The organism is Streptococcus sp. CF4-3 (assembly GCF_024295385.1).
Taxonomy (GTDB): domain Bacteria; phylum Bacillota; class Bacilli; order Lactobacillales; family Streptococcaceae; genus Streptococcus; species Streptococcus infantis_I.
The window spans coordinates 1-7075 of the sequence record NZ_JANCPN010000015.1 but is presented as its reverse complement, the minus strand read 5'-3'; the positions used below and the strand labels follow the sequence as shown (position 1 = coordinate 7075).

Sequence of the window (7075 nt, the reverse complement as noted above, 5' to 3'; positions counted from 1 at the left end):
TGTGGTTTTTCATTTTCCTTGATAAGCACAACATTTTTATTCCATTCAACAACTGGTTTTTCTGTTTCTTTCTTAACAGGATCCTTCACCAACTCAGGTGCTTCTGGTTTAACCGGTTCACTTGGTAAGACAGGTACAGTTTTATATTCTGGTTCTGTCGGTGGAACTGGTTTTTCTTTAACAGTTGGTACTTCTGTCAATTCTGGTTTTTCAGGTTTAACTGGAGGTGTTGGTTCTGTTGGTTTAACTGGCTCTTCACCTGGATCTTGAGGGAAGCCAACATTTGAGTTGATAGAGAACCAATAGAGAGTTGCTTCGCCTGTTGCGTTAGCACCTTTTGCTGTAAATTCAAGATGACCATCTTTCAAAATAACAGCAGCACCACCATAGTAAAGGTAAGGGCTCTTAGGATCATCCCAACCCTTAGTTTCACTTGAAGAGTCTGCATTAAATGTAGCACCTTGATCCATGTATTGGTTTTGTTCTTTAGCAGATACTTCTTTTGTCGATGAATCTTGGTCTACACTTGAATTTGGAAGTTTAATAAACTCTTTGTCACCAATGTTTACAGACTCAACGTGAGGAGTATCTTGGTGCTTCATTTTTGGTGTGTATCTCAAAACACCAGATGTAGCGTCTACAGTGTAAGAACCGATAACGTCTGATTTATCACCGAATGTGTAATCTTCAGTACCAACTGAGTGACCATTTCCGCCACCAGATGCGTTCACTGTTGTAGCATCAACTGCTGTTTCTCCAGTTACTTTGAAGGCATCATCAACCCATGTTGCTTTTTGAGCAACAATTTTCAAAGGATTATCAGCATTGATATCAACTTCTGCACTACCGAAGTCAGCCTTACCGCTTTTCACAACAACGTCTGCACCATCAAGTTTTGGTTCACTTCCATCTGAATATGGATCCCAAGTTCCACGAACTGTATTGCCTTTGCTATCTTTAGCTTCAACAACTAGAGGACGAGGTTTGTCATTTTCAACATAAGATGCACCATTCCAGTGGTTAAGTGAGTTAAGGGCAAGGATTGCATTGTGTTGTGACAAATCAATCAATTGGTCATTTTCATCATAAAACTCAATGTCAACACCAACTGTAACTGGGTTTTCAGTATCAGTTGAGCTACCAATTGTCATTGTAACCGCTGGATCGTTATAAATTTGAACGATTCCTTTTCCATCTGATGATGGAAGGCTCTTCACATCGTATTTATAAACAACTTTTGCAATACGTTTTTCTTCGCTACCTTTTACAATTTTAGCTTGAGTAAGTCCTGTGTATGTCACATCAAATTTATCTCCGACTTTTACAACTCCCCACTCAATTTCATTATTAGCATATGGGTTTGTAGTTGTCAAATCAGAATCTTGTAGATTCTTTGTTTCATACATTTTAGTAGCTTTACCATCACCGTACATACGAGATTGACCTTCTTTTGTCAAGTAAGTTGTTAATCCAGTTGTTTGGTGTGTGATTTTAGTTGTTTCGCCATCAGCAAGTTCTTCAGAGAGGAATGTCAAATCTTGTTTGTATTTCTCAGGATTTCCACCACGCTCTGCAACCATCTTATTGAAGGCATCTTTAGCATCATCGTATTGTGCTTTTTTCTTGTTGTAAATTTCGAGCTCAATCAAGTAAGCAGCTTGTGCTTCATCATAAGCAGCTTTTTTAGTCTTGTAGTCAGCTAATTTAGCTTCATATCCTGCTTGAGCTAATTTATTACTTTCAGTAGCTTCTTGATTTGCTGTTACAGATGCATTGTATGCTGCAAGTGCTGTGTTATATTCTTCAAGAGCTTTTTCATAAGCAACACGTGCTTCTTCATTACTCTGTTCTACTGCTGTTTTTTCTGCTGTTTTTTCAGTCAATTCTTTTTCGTAAGCAGTAAGTTTTGCGTTGTAAGCCGCAAGCTCTTTATCGTAGTTTGCTTGTGCAGCAGCATTTTTAGCATCAACTTCAGCTTTTTCTTTTTCGAAAGCTTCTTGATTTGCTGTTACTTCAGCTTTATAATCAGCTACAGTTTTATTAATATCAGTAACTTGTTTTTCGTAATCTTTAGCAGCGGCCTCCTCTGAATCTTGCTTTTTAGTCTCAGTTTCTTTAACTTCAAGACCTTCATTTGTGGCAGCAGTTTTAGCTTCTTCCAACTTCTCTGGAACTGCAATTTCTTTTGTTTCTTCTCCAGCTACTGTTGTAATTGAAGTAACCGGTGTAGTTGCTGATGAAGTTTCATCGGCAGATACAGTCGCAATACCTGCAGCAGCAATCACTGTTGCGACCGCAACAGAACCAAAAGCAACTGAGGTTTTTCTCAAGGCATACTTAATCGTTTTATTATTCTTTAACGATGACATGACAAACTCCTTTTTAAATGTTTTTTATTTATGCTTCTCAAGCAAAAAGAATTTTTGTTCTTCGAAGTCAGAAAAATCGTAACAAAAATAATTTAAAAAGTCAAGTATTTTTATATGTTTTTTTTAAACTTTTTTCACTTTGTTTTCAGGAGTTTTTCATTTTGATTTCAAAAAATTTACGTTTTTGTTGACATTTTCCTATGATATGTCGTATAATTTCAACTAACAAAATTTAATGATTGGGGGATATAATGAAATCTTCAAATAACTTTTCTCAAGAAAAAGGTCACGGCTATTTCCGTAAGCGGAATAAAGTACTTGTATCTATGATTACGGTCTTTGGTTCTTTAATGTTAAGTTCTGTTGCTATGGCAGATGAAGTTGCTTCAACTACAACTTTATCTACAAATGTTACTACATCAAGTCAACCAGCCACTAGTACTGAGACCACTAGTGAGCAACCTACTACAACAACTAGTGAGGAGACCACTAGTGAGCAACCTACTACAACAACTAGTGAGGAAACCCCAAAGACTTCTTCAAGTGAAGAGACATCATCTTTGCCTCAAACTGCAAGTGCAACTGAACCAACAACTCGTAGTACTTCAGTGGCAACAAGCACTTATAACACACCAAAAATCCAAAACGATGTAACATTTAACAAAGCCACATATAAAAGTGGCGAGGATGTTAGCATCTCAATCAATAATCCTGACGTAACTTCGTCTGATTTGACAGTGTCTCATTTAGACAAAGTTATTTATGAGTTGAAAAATGCTCCAGGAAATTCACTTGTCATTCCAAACTCTGTTTTCTCTCCAAATTCTGGTTATCTCATTGACATTATTGGAAAGAATGTTGATGGAAAACAAGAATTTCACAAAGTAGCTGGGCTATCAGTCGAAGATGATTGGACTGTATATCCACGTTATGGTGTTGTAGCAGGTTCAAAAGACAATCACAATTCGATCACTAAAGAGCAAGTGGAAGGATATAAAAATAGTATTGACCAATTGGCCAATATGCACATCAATAACTACTTCTTCTACGACGTTTACAATACTCCTGCTAATCCATTCCCGGCTAATGTTGAACGATTCACTCAAGATTGGGCTACTTTCTTGATTCCGAAAGATGAAACAGATCCCGAAAAACGTAAAACATACTTACCGGTTATTGACACAGAAGCTGTAAAAGAGTTGGTTTCTCATGTTCATTCAACTGGTGCTAAAGCTATGCTTTATAATATGATTTACGCTGTGTCTCTTGACGAAAAAATCCCAGACCAAGTAAAAAGTGCGATCGTACGCAACTTGCAAGATCACTTCAACTTTGGAAAGACTGGTGATGTTACAGCGACTGACATCCAACAATTTCTAGATCCAGGAGATCCAAACTGGCAAAACTTTATCATCAATGTGATGTTAAAAGCCATGAAAGAAGGCGGCTTCGATGGTTGGCAAGGGGACACTATGGGGACTAACTTGGTTGAAAAAGTTAACGAACCTGGAAAAGCTTTCTCTTTAAGTGAAAACTATCCAAAACTAGCCGCAGCTGCAACAAAGGCCCTCAAAAAAGAAGGCTATGACTTCATGATCAACGATATCTCTACTGGAGATGCTGATCGATTAGGAAAAACAAATGTCTCTGCACCATACGCGGAAGTTTGGGGAGATAGCATCGCCTATGATTCTACCTATCAAGCCTTAACACGTTTGACTGAGCGTATGCGAGATTTATACAACGGAAAATCTCCAATTATCGCTGCTTATACTCACCGTGAAAAAAATGCAGCAAAACTCAGCAAAGACAATGAATTGCTAACAGATGCAATTATTGCAGCAAGTGGTGGTTATCATATGACCACTGCTGCTCTCAATACATCTCAAGATGAAAAAGGTTTTGGTGTTATTCAGGCTGAATGGTACCTCAATCAAAACTTACCAGTCAATGCTGATTTTGCTAATGCAGAATTCAACTACCAAGAATTTATCGTTGCCTACCAAGAACTCCTTCGTGGACGCGAAACTTTAGCACATGATACTCGCCGTATTGGAGACAATACAAATGTTCTTGTTGATGGTAACTTTATCGGTTCTAATCTTGATAATTCAGATGGTGTTCAACCTGGTACCGTTTATACCATCACAAAAGAAACTAAAACTGGTGACCGAATTGCTCATTTGATTAATTTAGTTGGAATTACTGAAAACAAATGGAATAGTGCTGTTAATTCCACTACGAAACTGACTAACATCCAAGCTTTTGTACCACTCGGTAGAATTTCAAAAGATCAGGCCGAACATGCGAATATCTATTGGGCTACACCAGATGCTGTAGAAGGAAAATATAATATTCAACTTCGTGAAACTACTGCCAATGTATATTATGACAGCGGGGCCGGTCAATGGATGGCTGCAATTGATGTTCCTAACCTAGATGTATGGGATATGCTCTATGTCAAACTTAATGAAGTTGCCCGTGTTCTTTATCAAGATGAAACTGGTAAAGAACTGGAACGTTCAAGCGACTTTGTTGGACATACTGATGAAAAGATTGACTACTCAACAAAAAATACGATTGCTAAATACCTGAAACAAGGTTATAAACTAGTTGAGAACGAATTTGATAAAAATGGACCAGCAAAATTTGACCGAGATGCTTCAAACATTAATGGTGATGGCGTACAGGAATTCATCGTTCGCTTTACACCAAAAATTGTAGATTTTTCTGAAACACAACCAATTCAAGTTGGCCAAGTTGTTCCAGGAGATATCGATGGTAGCATCTATCCAACTCCTAAAGCTCCAAATGGAAAATCTATTAGTGATCTCAATCATTTATCAGAAAAAGTAACTCGTACTATCACCTATGTTACTGAAGATAAGAATGGTAACAATCGTCAAGAAGCTGACATCGTTTCAAAAACAGATAGTTTAAACTTTAGCCGAAAAGGAACTATCAATTTGGTAACTGGAGAAACAACACTTGAAGATTGGGTGTCTAAAGACGGTACTACCTTCGCAGATTATGAAAATCCAGTCAAAAATGGATATGTTGTCGTATCTAAAGAATCAAATGCAACAATCTCTCCTGATCTTAATAAATCTGGAGGTCATACTGGAATCCTAGCTGAATCTGATGACATTTCTGATATTGTTGTCTACCGACCAGTCGGTGTTTATACAATTAGTTATGCATCAGGAAAAGAACCATCAAATGCTATTAAAGAGATTGCATATTTAAATGATCCTTCTAATCCAACTGCTATTTCAGCGCCAACTGCAACTCTACCATATATTGAAGGGTTAGAACCAAAAGATGCAACTGGAAAAATCTTAACCTTTGTAGATCCACTTGATGAAACAAAGGGATACCTTCTTCCAACTGCAACTTCTGCTACTAATGATACATCAATTACTTATACAATTTCTCAAGGATCAGTGACGGTACAATTCCTCATTATAGGCAGTGATACCGAATTACAAGACTCTCAAACAGTTTCTGAAAACGCAGACTTTGGTACGAACTATACTACAGATGCACCAAAAGTAATTACAAAAGACGGTCTAGTCTATAATTTAGTTGGTCATCGTGAGGGTTCTGCTGATGTTTCAGGAACAGTATCTAAGGGAAATAAAACAGTAATTTATGACTACAAACTTGCTTTAGGAAATGTAATAGCACGATTTGTCCTTCAAAACACCACAACTGAATTGCAACCAGCTATCGTTATTGCTTCAAATGCAGATAACGGTTCTGCCTACATTGCTGTTGCACCGGACGAAATTTCTTATAATGGTCAAACATACGAACGTATTAGCAGTGCACAACAATCAGGCCAAGTCGGAGTAGGAACTACAGATCTGATTTTTGAATACAAAGTCAAAGAATTACCAACTCCTCAACCTCAACCTCAACCTCAACCTCAACCTCAACCTCAACCTCAACCTCAGCCTAAACCTCAACCTCAGCCTCAACCTCAACCTCAACCTCAACCTCAACCTCAACCTCAACCTCAGCCTAAACCTCAACCTCAACCTCAACCTCAACCTCAGCCTAAACCTCAGCCTAAACCTCAAACTCAGCCTAAACCTCAACCTCAGCCTAAACCTCAACCTCAGCCTAAACCTCAAACTCAAACTCAAACTCAAGTTCAACCTCAAACTCAAGTTCAAGTTCAAGGTTCTGAACGCCAAAAAGAGTCAATACAATCAGAAAGAACTTTGATTAAACCTGGTAGTCAGCTACCTGCAACAGGAGAGCAAAATTCCCAATTAGCATATCTTGGATTTGCTTTTCTCACTGGATTTGCAGGTCTTGTCGGTTATAAAAAGAAACAAGATTAAACTACTATAATTTTAAAAACCCAAGGAATAAGTCCTCGGGGTTTTTTTAAGAAAATAACAAAGAGGCCTTGCTCTTACGAGCAAAGCCTCTTCATTTTAGAGCTAAAATTGCTATTTCAATACCAAAATATTGATCTTATCTCAATCTTAGTCTTCACGTCTTTTTGGTTTTGCAATTAAACCAAGACCTACTAGACCAAGTGCTGCACCTAGAGCCACTAATCCAACTTTAGATTGCTCACCAGTATTTGGCAACTCACGACCTTTAGGTTTTTCCGGAGTTGGTGGTGCTACCGGCGTTGGCGGCGTTGGTGGTGTTGGCGGTGTTGGCGGTGTTGGCGGCGTTGGCGGCGTTGG

General features: G+C 38.2%; 3 protein-coding genes. 1 reads left to right on the top strand and 2 read right to left on the bottom strand.

The window, feature by feature from the left end; translation table 11 throughout:
• A partial coding sequence (locus tag NML75_RS08700; RefSeq protein WP_254804381.1) for a GbpC/Spa domain-containing protein occupies positions 1 to 2369 on the bottom strand: 2369 nt, incomplete at its 3' end.
• Positions 2370 to 2620: 251 nt separating this feature from the next.
• Between NML75_RS08700 and NML75_RS08695 the strand changes: the two genes are divergently transcribed.
• A complete protein-coding gene (locus NML75_RS08695; protein ID WP_302851167.1) occupies positions 2621 to 6718 on the top strand; it encodes a glycoside hydrolase family 66 protein in 4098 nt (1365 codons plus the stop codon).
• Positions 6719 to 6865: 147 nt separating this feature from the next.
• On the opposite strand, the gene NML75_RS08685 is transcribed toward NML75_RS08695, so the two are convergent.
• Positions 6866 to 7075 (bottom strand): LPXTG cell wall anchor domain-containing protein (locus NML75_RS08685; RefSeq protein ID WP_254804380.1); only part of this gene is annotated, 210 nt, incomplete at its 5' end.